We start from the raw sequence: 15242 nt of genomic DNA, 5'->3' as shown, positions 1-15242 counted from the left end.
TCCTTACAAATTGGGATGGGATGAGTGTGGGGCGCTGCCGCCCCTACTCTTCCTCCGCATCCAGGAGTTCCATATTCAGGCCGAGGCCACGGACTTCTTTCACCAGAACGTTGAACGATTCCGGTACGCCCGCTTCAAAGTTATCCTCGCCCTTGACGATCGACTCATAGACCTTGGTCCGGCCGGCGACGTCATCCGATTTCACGGTGAGCATCTCCTGCAGGGTGTAGGCGGCGCCGTAAGCTTCCAGAGCCCAGACCTCCATCTCACCAAAGCGCTGACCACCGAACTGCGCCTTACCGCCCAGCGGCTGCTGGGTGACCAGGCTGTACGGCCCGGTCGAACGCGCGTGGATCTTGTCGTCCACCAGGTGGTGCAGTTTCAGCAAGTACTTGATGCCCACAGTGACCGGACGCGCAAATTGCTCACCGGTACGACCGTCGAACAAGATCGACTGACCGCTTTGCGAGAAGCCTGCACGCACCAGCGCATCGTTGACGTCAGCCTCTTTGGCGCCGTCAAAGACCGGAGTTGCGATCGGAACACCGCGGGTCACGTTGCCCGCTGCCTCGACCAGCGTGTCCTCGTCCATGCCGGTGATGCCTTCTTCGTAGACATCTTCGCCATAGGCCAGCTTCATCGCTTCGCGTACAGGGGTCAGGTCGCCGGAGCGGCGGTATTCACCCAGTGCCTCATCGATGTTCAGACCCAGACCGCGCGCGGCCCAACCCATGTGGGTTTCAAGGATCTGACCCACGTTCATACGCGAAGGCACACCCAGCGGGTTCAGGCAGAAGTCAACCGGAGTACCATCGGCCAGGAACGGCATGTCTTCCATCGGAACAACCTTGGAGATCACACCCTTGTTCCCGTGACGACCGGCCATCTTGTCGCCCGGCTGCAGCTTACGCTTCACGGCGATGAAGACTTTGACCATCTTCATCACACCCGGCGGCAGGTCGTCGCCACGGCGGACTTTCTCGACCTTATCCTCGAAACGGGCATCCAGAGCGCGCTTCTGCACTTCGTACTGCTCGTTCAGAGCCTCAACGATCTGTGCGTCCTGCTCGTCTTCCAGCGCCAGCTGCCACCATTGACCACGGGTCAGAGTGTCCAGCAGATCCTCGGTGATCACCGATCCTGCCTTGACACCTTTCGGGCCTTTGACAGCGGTTTTGCCCAGGATCAAGCTTTGCAGACGCGCATAGATGTTGCGGTCAAGGATCGTCAGCTCATCGTCCCGGTCACGGGCCAGACGTTCGACTTCCTCACGCTCGATCTGCAATGCACGCTCGTCTTTTTCGACGCCGTGACGGTTGAAGACGCGAACCTCGACGACCGTACCGTAATCGCCCGGCTTAACGCGCAGCGAGGTGTCGCGCACGTCGGATGCTTTTTCACCAAAGATGGCGCGCAGCAGCTTTTCTTCCGGGGTCATCGGGCTTTCGCCCTTCGGAGTGATTTTGCCGACCAGAATATCGCCTGGTTCGACATCCGCACCGATGTAAACGATGCCCGCCTCGTCGAGGTTGCGCAGCGCTTCTTCACCGACGTTCGGGATGTCGCGGGTGATTTCTTCCGGGCCCAGTTTGGTGTCACGGGCGGCGACTTCGAATTCCTCGATATGGACCGAGGTAAAGACGTCATCACGTGCGATACGTTCCGAGATCAGGATCGAGTCTTCGTAGTTGTAACCGTTCCACGGCATGAACGCGACGACCACGTTCTTACCCAGAGCAAGTTCACCCATGTCGGTCGACGGACCGTCGGCAATGACTTCGCCCTTCTGGACGGTGTCACCCACCTTGATCAGCGGACGCTGGTTGATACAGGTGTTCTGGTTCGAACGCTGGAACTTGCGCAGACGATAGATGTCAACGCCAGCATCGCCCAATTCCAGATCCTCGGTGGCGCGAATAACGATACGCTGGGCATCGACCTGGTCGATGATACCGGCGCGTTTCGCCTGAATCGCAGCGCCCGAGTCGATCGCAACCTTTTCCTCGATACCGGTACCGACCAGCGGTGCCTCGGCCCGCAGCAGCGGAACCGCCTGACGTTGCATGTTCGAGCCCATCAGAGCGCGGTTGGCGTCGTCGTTTTCGAGGAACGGGATCAGCGAGGCGGCAACCGAAACCAGCTGTTTCGGGCTCACGTCGATCAGGTCGACGCTTTCCACCGGCGCCAGCGTATAGTCGCCGGCCTGGCGGGTGTTGACCATCTCGTTGATGAACTTGCCGTTCTCGTCCAACGTCGCGTTGGCCTGCGCCACAGTGTGACGCATTTCCTCGGTCGCGGACATGTAGTGGACCTCATCGGTCACCTGACCTTCGCTGACGACGCGATAAGGCGTTTCGATGAAGCCATACTTGTTCACGCGGGCAAAGGTGGCCAGCGAGTTGATCAGACCGATGTTCGGGCCTTCCGGCGTTTCAATCGGGCACATCCGGCCATAGTGGGTCGGGTGCACGTCGCGAACCTCGAAGCCCGCGCGCTCGCGCGTCAGACCACCGGGGCCAAGCGCCGACAGGCGGCGTTTGTGGGTGACTTCGGACAGCGGGTTGGTCTGGTCCATGAACTGCGACAGCTGCGACGAGCCAAAGAACTCGCGCACGGCAGCAGCAGCCGGTTTCGCGTTGATCAGGTCCTGCGGCATGACGGTGTCGATCTCGACCGACGACATGCGTTCCTTGATCGCGCGCTCCATGCGCAGCAGGCCGACTCGGTACTGATTCTCCATCAGTTCGCCGACCGAGCGCACCCGGCGGTTGCCGAGGTGGTCGATGTCGTCCACATCGCCTTTGCCGTCACGCAGTTCCACCAGTGCCTTGATGCAGGCCACGATGTCTTCGCGGTCCAGCGTGCGCTGAGTGTCCGGCTTGTCCAGCGCAAGGCGCATGTTCATCTTGACCCGGCCAACAGCGCTGAGGTCATAGCGCTCACTGTCAAAGAACAGCGTATCGAACAGGGCGGACGCCGCTTCGACGGTGGGCGGCTCACCCGGGCGCATGACGCGGTAGATATCCATGAGCGCGGTTTCGCGGTTCATGTTCTTGTCCTGCGCCATGGTGTTGCGCATGTAGGGGCCGACATTGACGTTATCGATATCCAGAACCGGGATATCGGTGATGCCCGCGTCGATCAATTCTTTCGCGGAACCGCCGATCAGTTCACCGTCCTTGTCATATTCCAGCGTCAACTCGTCCCCGGCTTCGACATAGATCGCACCGGTTTCTTCGTTGATGATGTCCTTGGCGACAAACTTGCCTACGATATGATCGAACGGAACCAGCAGGTCGGTGACGGCACCTTCCTCGATCAATTTCTTGACCGCGCGCGGGGTGATCTTCTTACCGGCTTCGGCAATCACTTCGCCCGAGGCGGCGTCGATCAGGTCATAGGTGGGACGGGTGCCGCGCACGCGCTCGGGGAAGAACGGGGTGACCCATCCCTTCTTCTTCGCCAGCTTGTAGGAAACGGTATTGTAATAGGCATCCATGATGCCTTCCTGATCCAGACCCAGCGCATATAGCAGCGTCGTCACCGGCAGCTTGCGGCGACGGTCGATGCGGGCAAAAACGATGTCCTTGGCGTCGAACTCGAAGTCCAGCCACGAGCCGCGATACGGGATGATGCGGCAGGCAAACAGCAGCTTGCCCGAGGAATGGGTCTTGCCCTTGTCATGGTCAAAGAACACGCCCGGCGAGCGGTGCATCTGGGACACGATCACACGTTCAGTGCCGTTGACGATAAAGGTGCCATTCGGAGTCATCAGGGGCATGTCGCCCATGAAGACGTCCTGCTCCTTGATGTCCTTGACCGACTTGGCGCCGGTGTCCTCATCGACATCAAAGACGATCAGACGCAGAGTAACCTTGAGCGGCGCGCTGTAGGTCATGTCGCGCTGCATGCACTCTTCGACGTCATATTTCGGTTTTTCCAGATCGTACTTCACGAACTCCAGAACGGAAGTTTCGTTGAAATCCTTGATCGGGAAAACCGACTGGAACACGCCTTTGATACCTTCGCCGTCGGCTGGCTGTTCGGCATCACCGGAACGCAGGAAAAGATCATAAGAAGATTTCTGTACCTCAATGAGGTTCGGCATTTCCAAAACTTCGCGGATTTTGCCGTAATATTTACGAAGACGTTTCTGGCCAAGGAACGATTGAGCCATGTCAGATGTCACCTTTCGATGTTCTCAGCGGGCAAAGACACCGTCGGGCCCCGGCATCTTGCACATTCGAGACGACACGTCCGGATCAATTCATGGCCACCGTCCCGAAGGCGGCCTCCCGATCCGAAAACCGTGTCTTAGAAAACGCCCCCCTGTCAGAGGCCCTTTCTAAGACAGGTTCGGCTGGACCCGGATTTCTCCGGGTCCAGCCAAATCCTGCGGCACATCAGCGATGCACCTGTCGGTTGGCTTAGGCCAGCTCGACTTCGGCGCCAGCTGCTTCCAGCTTGCCCTTGACTTCTTCGGCTTCTTCTTTCGAAACGCCTTCTTTGATCTTGCCGCCGGCTTCGACCAGTTCCTTGGCTTCTTTCAGGCCCAGGCCAGTGATGCCACGAACTTCTTTGATGACGTTGATTTTCGAAGCGCCAGCGTTCTTGAGAACGACGTCGAATTCGGTCTTTTCTTCCTCGGCTGCGCCACCGGCGTCGCCACCAGCTGCTGCGACCATGACGGCGCCGCCAGCTGCGGGCTCGATGCCGTACTCGTCCTTGAGGATGGTTTTCAGTTCTTGTGCTTCCAGCAGGGTCAGACCAACGATCTCTTCTGCCAGTTTCTTCAGATCAGCCATTGTATCAGCTCTTTCCGTTTACAGTGTGTGTTCCAACGTCGGGGCATTCACAACCCCACGCAGATCATTCAGTGCCAACCGCTTACGCAGCTTCCGCCTTCTCTTCGATGGTGGAAAGGATGCTTGCGATATTGCTTGCAGGTGCGCCAATCGCGCCAGCGATGTTCGAAGCAGGTGCGCCGATGCACGACACGATCTGAGCAATAAGCTCTTCGCGCGACGGCATTTTCGACACGGCTTCGACGCCGGCCCGGTCCAGAGCGTTCTCGCCCATTGCGCCGCCGAGGATCTCAAATTTCTTGTTATCCTTGGCGAAGTCCTCGGCCACCTTGGCTGCTGCCACGGGGTCTTCGGAATAGGTCAGAACGGTCATACCCGTCAGCAGGTCGGCCATGCTTGCACACGGCTTACCCTCGAGGGCGATTTTGGCGAGCCTGTTCTTGGCAACACGCACGGACCCGCCTGCTTCGCGTGCACGCGAACGCAGATCCTGCATCTCGGCAACTGTCAGACCGGCGTAGTGAGCAACCACCACGACGCCAGAGCTTTCGAAGATCTGGCCGAGTTCCTCGACCACTTTCTCTTTCTGGGCTCTATCCACAGTTCTCTCCAAATTAGGGATGATGGGTCATCCCGGCTCATATTTGCCGAGGCCTGAGCCCCGGCGTTCAGGTCCGTTGTACGGGGTTGAGCCAAAAATCGCCCGAGGGTGGGACCCTCGAATTCTTTGGTCTTTCCCGTCTCAGGCAGGAAATTAAGGGGCCATATGGACCCACCCACCGTCTTGGACGAAACAAAATAAAGCGCACGACGAATCGCACGCTTTACTCCGCAGCCCTCTTTAGGCCAGACAGCCTGGGTTTCCAAGGGGTAAATCAGGATCTCGCCGCAAAAACCCTTTTGCCAGAAAGTGTGTTTCGCGCCGTCAGGATGGTACAACATCAGATTTTCCGGCGTCGGAGGTCGCACGGCGTTTGGTGTTGCGAAATTGACAACAAGCACGCCAACCAAAACCAGATAAATTGATGGATCTTTCTAACAAAACGCTTTTGACTTAGATCAGTCAATCGACTCCATCGAACCGGCGCGGGGGTCCACCAGAAGTCACACACGATTCCAGACCCTCAAAAGGGACCCATAGGTTTAGCGACAATCTGCGTTGAAAAATCCCCCCAAACACAAAGATCCCCATACAAATGAGCACTTCATGAAGGTTTTTGGCTACATTCGATTTTCCTATTTTGGCAGAAACGACACCAAAATCGGTCGGGCGGAACTAGAGGAAGCAGAGCGTTTGGACGCCCTCTACAACCCTGAGCGCATGGCCGAACGCCTGTACTTTCTGGAAAACATCACTCTGCCATCTCTCCGCTTTCAAACCGACCCTGACTTCAAGGTCATTGTGGCCGCCTCTACAATCATGCCGGACGTCTATAAAGCGAGCCTAGAACAAGCCTGCGCTGATATTCCACAAATCGAAATAATTTATAGTGACGCAGACCACATTACAGACGCTCTTAACCCAAAAGTAGAAGAACTGACCTCTGGCATTGAACAAAAGACTGTTCATTTTAGGATGGACGACGACGATGCGATTTCCGCATACACGATATCGCGCCTGAAACGGCTGGGCGAACATGCGGTTCCCAACACCCTGATATCGATGCCGCGCGGATTTTACCTAGCCCATGACGGAACGGACTCTTTTCTTCTGCGGAAATTTGAACCCTATATCGCAATCGCCTGGGCACTGGTGAATGCACCCGGGCAGATACGCAACCCGTATCAAGGGCGGCATAGAGGGTACTACGAACTCAACCCGTCGATCATGGATCCTCGCCCACATGCATACATACATGTGGCCCACAACAGCTCGGACACTCGCGCCCGACAAGGACGGAAACTGCGCAAGGCAATTTCCACCGATCCAAACTTTGAGACTGAGCGCGCGAGAAACCGCGTCGAGCGCTTGATCCGGCGCGAGTTCCCAACTTTCACCCCTGAAAAGCTGAAACAAATCGTGGCTGACGCACCAAGTGCTGGCGTTTCCACAGAAGGCTGAACCCTTTGAGCACTGAGAGTTAGAAACTACTTACCGGGCTGGGTTCTGCTTGTGTGTTATATGCTGTGATGGGTCTTTTGTATCCGGCGTATTGAAAAAGGATGGTCGAGGGAAAATCGAGGCAATCTGATTGGCCTTTCAGAAGCGGCTTTTGACTACGGTTCATAATACCCGGTTGCTGCAGATCGCCGTTAAGTTCGAAAATCCTTTTGTTGTTCCTGGCATTGGGCACTATTGAATGTGGTCTTCTCGAATTCTGGAAAGAATGAAAATATGTGCAGATTCGCAGCGTATTGCGGCGTAAGCATCCCGCTTGAAAACATTATCATCTTGCCCAAACATTCGCTGCTGGAACAAAGCCAGCATGCCGCCGAGGCCAAGCTGGCGGTGAATGGTGACGGATTTGGCATGGCCTGGTATGCAGAGCAGGAGCACCCAGGGCTGTACCGTGACGTCCTGCCCGCGTGGTCGGATGGCAATCTTCTGGACCTGTGCCGCATGATTAAGTCGCACCTGTTCCTGGCGCACGTTCGGGCCTCGACCTTTGGTGAGACGTCACGTAGCAACTGCCATCCTTTCACCTATGGCAAATGGTCGTTCATGCATAACGGTCAGATCGGCGATTTCGGGCGTATACGGCGGGAACTTGAAGCCTTCCTGCCGGACGAGTGCTATCATGCCCGCCGCGGCAGCACGGATTCTGAATTGTTGTTTCTGTTGCTGCTGGCGAATGGGTTAGACGAATGCCCCTTTCAAGCTGTCGTCACGACAATCAGGCAGATTGAAGAAGTTCAGGGAGAAACCGAACAGCCCAACAGGATGGCGACTGCCTTTTCCGATGGCTCGGCTCTTTATTCCTTCCGCTATTCCAGTGACCGGCGCAGCCCGTCGCTTTATTTCGGGGAAGGGCTGGACAACGGCGGAAAAGTCGTCGCGTCGGAGCCGCTGGACAGGTCGGTCGGTTCCTGGGAACCTGTCGCCGATCGAAGCTTCTTTTCGTTGGTAAAGGGCGAAGCAAGCATCCGCGAGCTTGGCCTTTGATACATCCTGGAAATGCAGAACGGGCGGCCTGTTTGGGGCCGCCCGCTTGGTTTTACCGCTGAATGCTCGTGCTTATTCGCTCGAAGCCTGCGCCACATCCACGGTCACGCCGGGACCCATGGTCGAGCTCAGCGCGATTTTCTTCATGTAGGTGCCCTTGGCGCCCGACGGCTTTGCCTTGGCCACGGCCGACACAAAGGCACGGACGTTTTCGACCAGCTTGGTTTCGTCAAACGACGCTTTGCCAACACCGGCGTGCACAACACCGCCTTTTTCCGCCTTGAACTGGACTTCACCGCCTTTGGCTGCTTCCACGGCGGCTTTCACGTCCATGGTCACGGTGCCAACCTTGGGGTTCGGCATCAGGTTGCGGGGGCCAAGGATCTTACCCAGACGGCCTACGACGGGCATCATGTCCGGGGTCGCGATGCAGCGGTCGAACTCGATCTTGCCGCCCTGAATGGTTTCCATCAGGTCTTCTGCGCCAACAATGTCAGCACCGGCTGCCTTGGCTTCGTCCGCCTTGGGGCCGCGAGCAAACACTGCAACGCGCATGGTTTTGCCAGTTCCGTTCGGCAGGCCGACGACGCCGCGGACCATCTGGTCGGCGTGGCGGGTGTCGACGCCCAGATTCATGGCGATCTCGACGGTTTCATCGAATTTGGCCGAGGCGTTTGCCTTGATCAGGGAAACTGCTTCTTCGACCGACAGGTTTTCCTTGCCGGCAAAAGCTTCGCGTGCGGCGCGGGTCCGTTTTCCGAGTTTAGCCATCTTACTTCACCTCGATGCCCATGGAGCGGGCCGAGCCCAGGATGATCTGCATTGCGCCTTCGATGTCGTTGGCGTTGAGATCTTTCATCTTGGCTTCCGCAATTTCACGGACCTGCTTCGAGGTCACGGTTGCGATTGTTTCACGGCCAGGATTTTCCGCACCGCGTGGGCGGTTGCGTTTGCCAACCGGCTTCAGACCAGCGGCTTTTTTCAGGTAATAAGACGCGGGCGGCGTCTTGATGTCCATGGTGAAGGACTTGTCCTGATAGTAGGTGATCACGGTCGGGCACGGCGCGCCGGGCTCCATGTCTGCGGTCTTGGCGTTGAACGCCTTGCAGAATTCCATGATGTTGATGCCGCGCTGACCCAGTGCGGGGCCGACCGGCGGAGAGGGGTTTGCCTGACCTGCAGGAACCTGCAGCTTCATCGAACCAACAAGCTTCTTAGCCATGTGGTTTTCCTTTCAACGTGGGCGGGACGCGTCCAGCCCGGAGAATGTTGCGTGGTCCGATTTCAGGATCGCGATCCGTCCATCTCCCACGAGAGAATCTCGCCCGAAGACGATAGAGGCGGCGTTTACAGTGGAATGGCGGGGTTGGCAAGGGGATCGCTCACCCCTTTAGTGATTGAATATGCCCGCAGCCTCAGCGCAAGAATTTCTCTACGCAGAGACCGTCCAGTGTTCCTGTCTGTGAGTAAACGCCAACAAAGCTTTTCTGCTGGGGTGTTAGCGTATCTGAAACGGCGTGAACAAGCTGAGCGCCGAAAAGCTCTTCGTACCCTGCCTCAAAGGCCATTGCTTTGCAAACCTCTAGAACGATGTCCAAACTTTCTTCACTACTTAACGGGTTCTGCGAGATACGGTCACTGACAGCATTTGATAGTAAGACAATGAACGGTGCGCGAGTGTCATGGACAATCATATCATCCGAGAGGTCTGTTCTGCCGATCTGGTCATCAGCCCCTCTCAACGCTTGAACGGCGAACGAGACGTGCGGTGCCTTATCCACTTTCTGATCAAAGAAATCGTTACTGATCAGAAATTCAAGGAACTCAAAATTGGTTTGACTCACCAAATCCTCATTTAAATAGAAGAAAGCAAACTCGATTAAGGACACACCGCTTTCGTTACGCTCAAGCAGCACCTCAGGCACGTTGGACACAATTTCTTGCAGGCGATCGTTCTGAAGATTTGCGTTCGCTCGCAGCGCCTCTTCAAACAAAGCTGCTGATTGATGTGTGTCAGCCGCAGCAGGTGCAAAAAGAAGCCCCCCAATAGTCACTGCAAACGCGAAGCCGATACAATTTAATAGAATGAAAGTGACCGCAGTATGGAATCTAAACAAGAGTATATCTTCCGGTGTTTGGGTAGTTAAAGTCTATAAGGCTTTGGCTTTGTCAACAGCCGCTTCTTCAGACGGGCGGACAAACAAAAAACGCCGCAATGCCCAAGGCATCACGGCGTCAAAATCTCTCTCAGAAGCTTCTCACCCCTGCTTCGTAACCTGCGTAAAGTCCAGTTCAACCGGCGTTTCGCGGCCAAAGATCGAAACCGAGACCTTGAGTTTCTGGTTCTCGTCGTCCACGCCTTCGACCATGCCGTCGAAATCCTCGAACGGACCATCGTTGACCTTGACCTTTTCGCCAATCTCGAACGAGATCATCAGCTTGGGCGCTTCTTCGCCTTCCTGAACGCGGTTGAGGATCTGGTTCACTTCGGCGTCGCGCATCGGCATCGGGCGGCCTTGCGGGCCAAGGAAACCGGTGACCCGGTTGATCGAGTTGATCAGGTGATAGCCCTGGTCGGACATTTCCATGTGCACCAGCACGTAGCCGGGCATGAAGCGGCGCTCTGTCGTGACCTTCTTGCCCCGGCGCACTTCGATCACCTCTTCGGTGGGCACCAGAACTTCGTCGATATCGTCCTCAAGACCCTGCTCGGCCACGGACGTGCGGATCTGTTCTGCGATCTTTTTCTCGAAATTCGAAAGAACGCTGACCGAGTACCACCGTTTCGCCATGAACCTGTCGTCCTTGTTCTGCCTTTGGCACACTGTCCGGAGCGCGCCCGTCATTGAAATTTCTCAGCGGTTTCACCGCACAACCCGGAACAAAAAGCGGCGCGCAACTCGAATCGCCGCACGCCCGTCCCAAAGGGTTTCGCGTCACCTACTCCGACATGGCGCGTTGTGCAAGGGGCGTCCGGGATTTAACCGGGCGTTCCCGAGGGCTTGCCTAGTTGAACATACCCAGAATCAGCTGCAGCCCGCCACGGATGCCCAGATCCACCAGCGCAAAGAAAATGGCGGTCAGTGTCGCCATGATGAACACCATGACCGTGGTCAGCAGCACCTCGCGGCGCGTCGGCCATACGACCTTTGCGACTTCGGCGCGGACCTGCTGGATGAACTGGATCGGATTCATGGTGGCCATTTGGCTTGTGTCTCTCTGCTTGCGAATGGGCCGGACATAGCCGGGCAATGCGGTAATTTCAAGGGCGGGCGGACGCGCGGCGCATATCAGGCCGGCGGTTGCAGGTAATCCGCGTCATCGACCTGTTCCAGCCAGTCGGTGATGTGGTCATCCAGAGCCTCCTGAATGGCGAGGTGGACCATTTCCGTTTCCGGCGCTGCACCATGCCAGTGTTCTTCGCCCGGCGGAATCCAGACTGTATCTCCGGGTCGAATTGTCCGGGGCGCTTCGCCACGGCGCCCAACCAGCCCGACACCTGACAGAACATACAACGTCTGGCCCAACGGGTGGGTATGCCATGCTGTACGCGCGCCAGCGTCAAAGGAAACCCGGAATGCCCGAACGCGCGCCGGCTCGGGCGCTTCAATCACCGGCTCTAGCCAAACCGTTCCGGTAAACCAGTCCCGCGGCGCTTTTCGCCCCTCTCGGCTGTCCGACCTGAATATTTCCATAGCGCACCTCCTGACCCTTTGCTCGCGCCCCCGACTCGACACATGTCAAGGTTTGGGCTTGTCGTCCCATTGATTGTCGAGGATTCGCCGGGCGTCCCCTTCGGGGTCGTCATACTGGTTGGTACGAACCGTGTAGATGAACGCGGCAAGACCAACACCCCCCAGCAAGAGAGAGATCGGAATCAGATAAGCCAGTACTTCCATCGGGTCACCTCAGCCGCAAAGCGTTCAGTGATACGGTAATCGACGAGGTCGACATCGCCAAGGCGGCGATCAGCGGTGTCGCCAATCCAGCCACCGCCAGGGGCACCGCGATGACGTTATAGACCGTGGCAATCTGAAAGTTCTCACGGATTCGTTTGGTTGCCTTGGTCGCGGTCTCACAAGCCTCAGCAATCGGCGACAACTCGGTGCCAAGCAAAACGATATCCGAGGCAACGCGCGCCGCATCCAGAGCCGACGCTGGCGAGATCGATACATGTGCCGCCGCAAGCGCCGCTGTGTCGTTGAGGCCGTCCCCCACCATCAAGACCTTGCGGCCCTCCTCCGTCAGCTGCTGCACCCGCTTGACCTTGTCTTCGGGCAAGGCCTCGGCCACCCAATCTTGAATGCCAAGCCGCTCTGCCAGCTCCGCAACGGCGCCTTGGGTATCGCCGGAAATCAATGCCACCTGCTTGCCGGCATTGCGAAGAGCGGCCACGGCTTGTACCGCGCCGGGACGCAGCGCGTCCGTGTAAACGAATGCCACCGGCGCGCGGTCCCCAACTGCCAACCATGCGGCTGTTTGATTGCCCTGTTCTGCACCTACCCATGCCGCACGGCCCAGGCGTACGGTCTGACCGCGAAACTGACCTTTGGCTCCATAACCGGGAACCTCAATCAGATTGGCAATGCCCGCTGGCTTTATCCCGGTAGCGCGAGCAGTCTTGGCTAGTGAAACCGACAACGGGTGAGACGATGCCTCGGCCAGCGCCAGTGCGATTTCCAGATCGGTCCGCGTGTGATCGCCCAGATTGGTCAGTTCCGGCGTTCCGGCGGTCAGAGTGCCCGTTTTGTCAAAGACGACCGTGTCCACCTCGGCCAGACGCTCCAGTGCGGTTGCGTGTTTGATCAGCAAGCCCCGACGGAACAACCGCCCGGAGGCGGCGGTGGTCACGGCCGGAACCGCCAGACCCAAAGCGCAGGGGCAGGTGATGATGAGAACGGCGGCGGCGATGTTCAACGCCGTGCGAACATCACCTGAATACAGATACCAGCCGAGAAAGCTGAGCGCTGACAGGATATGAACGCCTGGTGCATAAAGTTTGGCTGCACTGTCGGCCAGCGAGGTATAGCGTGACCGGCCTGACTCGGCGATAGCCACCAGATCCGCCATGCGATGCAGCGAGGTTTCCTGCCCCACCGCTGTGGCGCGGATGGTCAGGGGGCCAGTCAGATTCACCTCGCCCGCACTCACGATCAAGCCCGGTTCGGCAAAGACGGGGAGCGTTTCGCCAGTCAGCAGCGAACGGTCCAATTCGGAGCGACCGGATACGACCTCGCCATCCACTGGCATCCGGCCACCCGGGCGCACAAGCACCAGATCGCCGACCGCAAGCGTGGAGACGGCAACTTCTTCCTCGATGTCGTTGGCCACACGTATGGCACGCGGAACTTCCAGTGCCGCCAGTTCTTCGGCAGCAGACCGCGCCACGGCCCGGGTTCGATAATCGAGATAACGTCCTGCCAGCAGAAAGAAGGTCAGAGTCAGGGCGGCATCGAAATAGGCATGCTCGCCACTCAGCGAGGTTTCCCAAAGCGAAGTGACCAGCGCCAAAACAATGGCCAGAACGATCGGTACGTCCATGTTCAGGCGACGAACGCGAAGCGCACTCCACGCATTCGCAAAGAACGGCTGTCCTGAAAACGCAATCGCTGGCAGCGCAATGGCCGCCGAAATCCAGTGAAACATGTCACGTGTGGCGTCCGATGCCCCGGACCAAACCGATACCGAAAGCAACATCACGTTCATCGAGGCGAACCCCGCCACCGCAAGTCGCATCAGAAGGTTACGGCCCGCCTTGTCGGTCTGCGTTGCCGCCAGCGCGCCGGTATCCAGCTCATGCGCTTCGTAGCCTGCGCGCTCCAGCACTGGGATAAGATCGGCAGCGCGCACATTCGCCGAAGCCTGGATCATTGCCCGCTTGAGCGTCAGATTGACCCGAGCATCGGCGACGCCGGGATAGGCGTTCAACTCGCGTTCGACTGTGGCAATGCATCCCGAGCAGTGGATGCCCGGCAGCGACAGAGCAATCTGAACATCCTCGGGGATGGCGCGCGCCGGTTCAGCCGGAGCCGCGAGGCATCCGGGGCAAGCCGCTGTGCCTGGGCGCATCTGGGCAGACATCACATCATCCTTTTACGTGCAGAAGCACCCTTTGGGTGAATTCCGTGCCATCCGCAGCTGTAGCGACCATACGAATGTTCCAGTTGCCTTTTCCCAATTCGGCCTTGGCCACATAGGCACTGCCGTCAAAGCGAAATTGGGGCCGGCTATCTTCGTTCACATGGGTTGCCCGCCCCACAACCGCGTCAAGCTTTTGCACCTCAACTGGGGTGCCGGATGCATCAATGATCGAAAGAAAGATCAACCCGCCCGCCGCATCGGCACGCACGGTCCAACCCAAAGATTCCTGCGCGTCGCGGCGGGTGTTGAATTCCTGGCTGGCGACATAAGAATTCTTTACCTCAAGCCCCGGAAAGGTCTTCACCGCACTATAGGCCAGAATCAGATTCACCGCGATGATCACACCAAACGCCCCGACAAATACAGCCAGCGCATGTTTTCCGGTAAACTGGCGTTCCGCCATGGTCAGTTCCCTCGTCCGTTGAACGTGGTGTCTTTGTAGGCGCGCTCGCCACTGGTCAGATCCTCGACCCAGATCCGGACCGGAGTTGCCTGAGCCGCGGACGGCGCAGCATCCTTGGAGGCCATGATATATACACGAGTGAGCTGTGCCGTGTCAGCCGGAACGTTGACAACATCGTAATCAGTGCCTTCAATCTGTATGCGCATGGTCGGATCACCCGTCAGCGACAACTTGAACAGCCGGTCTTCGCCATGCTTGTTGCGCAGCCGGACGTCATAGGTGTTGCGGATCGATCCATCCGACAAGGTCACGAAGGTCGGGTTGCGCACTGGCGCCACCGTCAAGTCGATATCGGATCGGATGAAGAGCGCGAACAGCAACGCGAACCCGACCGCCGACCACAGACTGGTGTAGAGGATCGTGCGCGGGCGCAAGATGTGCTTCCAGACGTTTTTGGGTGGGTGCCCTGCACGCTCGCGACCTTCGTCACTGAGCGCCATATAGTCGATCAATCCACGCGGCTTGCCAATCTTGGCCATCATGTCGTCACAGGCGTCAATGCACAGGGCGCAAGTGATGCATTCCAGTTGCTGCCCGTCGCGGATGTCGATGCCGACCGGGCACACGTTGACGCAGGCCATGCAATCGATGCAATCGCCCAGCTCCGACTCCTCGACGCGTTTGCCCTTGCCACGCGGCTCGCCCCGCCATTCACGGTAACCGACGACGAGCGTGTCTTCGTCCATCATCGCCGCCTGAATGCGCGGCCAAGGGCAGGCGTAGATGCAGA

The 15242-nt window shown here is 57.8% G+C and carries 15 protein-coding genes; 2 read left to right on the top strand and 13 right to left on the bottom strand.

What is annotated here, in order from left to right:
- Positions 1–43 precede the first annotated feature (43 nt).
- From rpoB to rplJ, 3 genes are all read right to left on the bottom strand, one after another.
- Positions 44–4177 (bottom strand): DNA-directed RNA polymerase subunit beta, encoded by a 4134-nt coding sequence (rpoB, locus tag AC2FNB_RS13715; protein WP_480750188.1) that lies wholly within the window; start codon positions 4175–4177, stop codon positions 44–46.
- Positions 4178–4427: 250 nt separating this feature from the next.
- Entirely contained in the window at positions 4428–4805 is a 378-nt protein-coding gene (gene rplL, locus AC2FNB_RS13710) for a 50S ribosomal protein L7/L12 (protein WP_480750187.1), read from the bottom strand.
- Positions 4806–4887: 82 nt separating this feature from the next.
- Positions 4888–5406: a 50S ribosomal protein L10 gene (gene rplJ / locus AC2FNB_RS13705; protein ID WP_480750186.1), complete on the bottom strand. Its 519-nt coding sequence runs from the start codon at positions 5404–5406 to the stop codon at positions 4888–4890.
- Between the two features lie 606 nt (positions 5407–6012).
- Here rplJ and AC2FNB_RS13700 point away from each other — a divergent pair.
- Both AC2FNB_RS13700 and AC2FNB_RS13695 read left to right on the top strand, forming a co-directional pair.
- Positions 6013–6867, top strand: a complete 855-nt coding sequence (locus AC2FNB_RS13700; protein ID WP_496747184.1) for a glycosyltransferase — start codon at positions 6013–6015, stop codon at positions 6865–6867.
- Positions 6868–7140: 273 nt separating this feature from the next.
- Entirely contained in the window at positions 7141–7908 is a 768-nt protein-coding gene (locus AC2FNB_RS13695; protein WP_480750184.1) for a class II glutamine amidotransferase, read from the top strand.
- A 72-nt stretch (positions 7909–7980) separates the two neighbouring features.
- Here AC2FNB_RS13695 and rplA read toward each other — a convergent pair whose 3' ends face one another.
- From rplA to AC2FNB_RS13645, 10 genes are all read right to left on the bottom strand, one after another.
- Positions 7981–8679: a 50S ribosomal protein L1 gene (gene rplA, locus AC2FNB_RS13690; protein ID WP_480750183.1), complete on the bottom strand. Its 699-nt coding sequence runs from the start codon at positions 8677–8679 to the stop codon at positions 7981–7983.
- A gap of 1 nt (position 8680) precedes the next feature.
- A complete protein-coding gene (rplK, locus tag AC2FNB_RS13685) occupies positions 8681–9130 on the bottom strand; it encodes a 50S ribosomal protein L11 (RefSeq protein WP_480750182.1) in 450 nt (149 codons plus the stop codon).
- A gap of 193 nt (positions 9131–9323) precedes the next feature.
- Entirely contained in the window at positions 9324–10025 is a 702-nt protein-coding gene (locus AC2FNB_RS13680; protein ID WP_496747181.1) for a hypothetical protein, read from the bottom strand.
- Positions 10026–10166: 141 nt separating this feature from the next.
- The gene (nusG, locus tag AC2FNB_RS13675) at positions 10167–10700 is read right to left on the bottom strand and encodes a transcription termination/antitermination protein NusG (protein WP_496747179.1); all 534 of its coding nucleotides are present in this window, start codon (positions 10698–10700) and stop codon (positions 10167–10169) included.
- Between the two features lie 214 nt (positions 10701–10914).
- Positions 10915–11112, bottom strand: a complete 198-nt coding sequence (gene secE, locus AC2FNB_RS13670; protein WP_480750179.1) for a preprotein translocase subunit SecE — start codon at positions 11110–11112, stop codon at positions 10915–10917.
- An 86-nt stretch (positions 11113–11198) separates the two neighbouring features.
- Positions 11199–11603, bottom strand: coding sequence for a (R)-mandelonitrile lyase (locus tag AC2FNB_RS13665; RefSeq protein ID WP_496747177.1), 405 nt, complete (start codon positions 11601–11603; stop codon positions 11199–11201).
- Positions 11604–11648: 45 nt separating this feature from the next.
- The gene (ccoS, locus tag AC2FNB_RS13660; protein ID WP_480750177.1) at positions 11649–11807 is read right to left on the bottom strand and encodes a cbb3-type cytochrome oxidase assembly protein CcoS; all 159 of its coding nucleotides are present in this window, start codon (positions 11805–11807) and stop codon (positions 11649–11651) included.
- Between the two features lie 4 nt (positions 11808–11811).
- The gene (locus AC2FNB_RS13655; protein WP_496747175.1) at positions 11812–13989 is read right to left on the bottom strand and encodes a heavy metal translocating P-type ATPase; all 2178 of its coding nucleotides are present in this window, start codon (positions 13987–13989) and stop codon (positions 11812–11814) included.
- A gap of 4 nt (positions 13990–13993) precedes the next feature.
- Positions 13994–14452, bottom strand: coding sequence for a FixH family protein (locus tag AC2FNB_RS13650; protein WP_496747174.1), 459 nt, complete (start codon positions 14450–14452; stop codon positions 13994–13996).
- Between the two features lie 2 nt (positions 14453–14454).
- A partial coding sequence (locus AC2FNB_RS13645; protein ID WP_496747172.1) for a 4Fe-4S dicluster domain-containing protein occupies positions 14455–15242 on the bottom strand: 788 nt, incomplete at its 5' end.

Source organism: Ruegeria sp. BHSB058 (assembly GCF_059613285.1).
Note: the sequence above shows the minus strand (reverse complement) of the source record. Positions and strands in the feature narration are given on the sequence as shown.

What these genes read in the sequence shown, in the direction of transcription:
- rpoB (WP_480750188.1), bottom strand. Translation starts at nt 4,177, where the DNA reads ATGGCTCAATCGTTCCTTGGCCAGAAACGTCTTCGTAAATATTACGGC.
- rplL (WP_480750187.1), bottom strand. Translation starts at nt 4,805, where the DNA reads ATGGCTGATCTGAAGAAACTGGCAGAAGAGATCGTTGGTCTGACCCTG.
- AC2FNB_RS13700 (WP_496747184.1), top strand. Translation starts at nt 6,013, where the DNA reads ATGAAGGTTTTTGGCTACATTCGATTTTCCTATTTTGGCAGAAACGAC.
- AC2FNB_RS13695 (WP_480750184.1), top strand. Translation starts at nt 7,141, where the DNA reads ATGTGCAGATTCGCAGCGTATTGCGGCGTAAGCATCCCGCTTGAAAAC.
- rplA (WP_480750183.1), bottom strand. Translation starts at nt 8,679, where the DNA reads ATGGCTAAACTCGGAAAACGGACCCGCGCCGCACGCGAAGCTTTTGCC.
- rplK (WP_480750182.1), bottom strand. Translation starts at nt 9,130, where the DNA reads ATGGCTAAGAAGCTTGTTGGTTCGATGAAGCTGCAGGTTCCTGCAGGT.
- nusG (WP_496747179.1), bottom strand. Translation starts at nt 10,700, where the DNA reads ATGGCGAAACGGTGGTACTCGGTCAGCGTTCTTTCGAATTTCGAGAAA.
- secE (WP_480750179.1), bottom strand. Translation starts at nt 11,112, where the DNA reads ATGGCCACCATGAATCCGATCCAGTTCATCCAGCAGGTCCGCGCCGAA.
- AC2FNB_RS13665 (WP_496747177.1), bottom strand. Translation starts at nt 11,603, where the DNA reads ATGGAAATATTCAGGTCGGACAGCCGAGAGGGGCGAAAAGCGCCGCGG.
- ccoS (WP_480750177.1), bottom strand. Translation starts at nt 11,807, where the DNA reads ATGGAAGTACTGGCTTATCTGATTCCGATCTCTCTCTTGCTGGGGGGT.
- AC2FNB_RS13655 (WP_496747175.1), bottom strand. Translation starts at nt 13,989, where the DNA reads ATGTCTGCCCAGATGCGCCCAGGCACAGCGGCTTGCCCCGGATGCCTC.
- AC2FNB_RS13650 (WP_496747174.1), bottom strand. Translation starts at nt 14,452, where the DNA reads ATGGCGGAACGCCAGTTTACCGGAAAACATGCGCTGGCTGTATTTGTC.